Source organism: Synechococcus sp. R6-10 (assembly GCF_047461815.1).
Classification (GTDB): domain Bacteria; phylum Cyanobacteriota; class Cyanobacteriia; order Thermostichales; family Thermostichaceae; genus Thermostichus.
Window position 1 is genome coordinate 1 of sequence record NZ_JANSHW010000397.1, and the last position, 1,447, is coordinate 1,447.

The 1,447-nt window shown below is 62.5% G+C and carries 2 protein-coding genes; both read right to left on the bottom strand.

Going from position 1 to position 1,447, the window contains the following annotated elements; all coding sequences use genetic code 11:
* On the bottom strand, nucleotides 1-311 hold a 311-nt coding region (locus NW837_RS11065; RefSeq protein WP_414331512.1), incomplete at its 3' end, for an ATP-binding cassette domain-containing protein.
* Nucleotides 312-546: 235 nt separating this feature from the next.
* A partial coding sequence (purM, locus tag NW837_RS11070) for a phosphoribosylformylglycinamidine cyclo-ligase (RefSeq protein ID WP_414331515.1) occupies nucleotides 547-1,447 on the bottom strand: 901 nt, incomplete at its 5' end.

Below are 1,447 nucleotides of genomic sequence, written 5' to 3' on the forward strand. Positions count from 1 at the left end.
TCCACCGTCATGTCGGGGTAGAGGGGTGGGTTTTCCGGCAGATAGCCAATGCGCTGCCGCACCGCCATCGAGTTTTCGTGAACATCAAACCCGGCCACCCGCGCCGTCCCCTCGCTGGCAGGCAGATACCCCGCCAAAATGCGCATGGAAGTGGTCTTGCCAGCCCCATTCGGCCCCAAAAAACCCATGATCTCGCCGGCGTTCACCTGGAAGGAAACATCGCGGATGGCAGTGAAGCTGCCGTAGGTTTTGCTCAGATGCTCAACTTCGATGGCACCCGCGGTTGCACGAGCAGTGGGTAAACCTGTCATCAGCAACTCCTAACCTAGAGGGTCAGCGGTGGTTGGCAAACGGCCCAAGTCTGTGCAGGCTAAGGCTGAGTTGCCCATATTCCAAGAAAGACGAATGCTAGGAAGAGATTACAGGCTCGGGCAAGAAGGCGGGCAACAGCGCTGAGGCCACATGCCAACTTAGCATAGCGACGGCGAGGATGAGTCGAGGGAACTGGGATCCCTTTCCCCCTTTTGGTGGGGATCCATCGGTTGGCTAGTCGGCAGGGCTTGTGAGGGATCCCCACTGTTCCAGTCCCAGAACGCGGCTTTCCCCTGGACAGGCCGCCACCACCTCCCCAATGGGGAAGGCTTCGGGGAGCAGGGATCTCACCTGATTTTCCGCCTCAGGGGGGATCACCAGCACATAGCCCACCCCCAGGTTGAAGGTGCGGAACATCTCCAAGGTCTCCACCTGGCCCTGTTCTTGGAGCCAGAGAAACTCCTGTGGGATGGGCCAGCTATGGGGCTGCAGCCGCGCCGCCTGGTTGGGGGCCAAACAGCGGGGCAAGTTTTCCGGGATCCCGCCGCCGGTGATGTGGGCCATGCCGTGGATGGCGATCCCTGCTGCCTGCAGCCGCTGCACCGCCTGCACGTAGATGCGGGTGGGGGTGAGGAATACTTCCGCCAAAGGCCGATCCCAGCCGGGAGGCCGGTGATCCCAGCGCCAACCCCGGTCGGCCACAATCCGCCGCACCAAGCTGTAGCCGTTGCTGTGTAGGCCGCTGCTGGGCAAAGCCAACAACCGATCCCCAAGCTGTACCCGCGACCCATCCAGAATGGCCGTTTTTTCCACAATTCCGACACAAAACCCGGCCAGGTCGTATTTCCCAGGGGGATAGAACCCCGGCATCTCCGCCGTTTCCCCCCCCAGCAGTTGGCAGCCCGCCTCCTGGCAGCCCGCCAAGATGCCGTCGATCACCTGCCACAGGGCTTCTGGCTCCAGCTTGCCAGTGGCCACATAGTCCAAGAAAAACAGCGGCCGGGCCCCCACCGTCAGCACATCGTTGGCACACATCGCCACCAGATCGACGCCCACCCCCCGGTGCTGACCCCACTGCTGGGCAATGTCCAGCTTTGTCCCCACCCCATCGGTGCCCGCCACCAACACCGGCGCT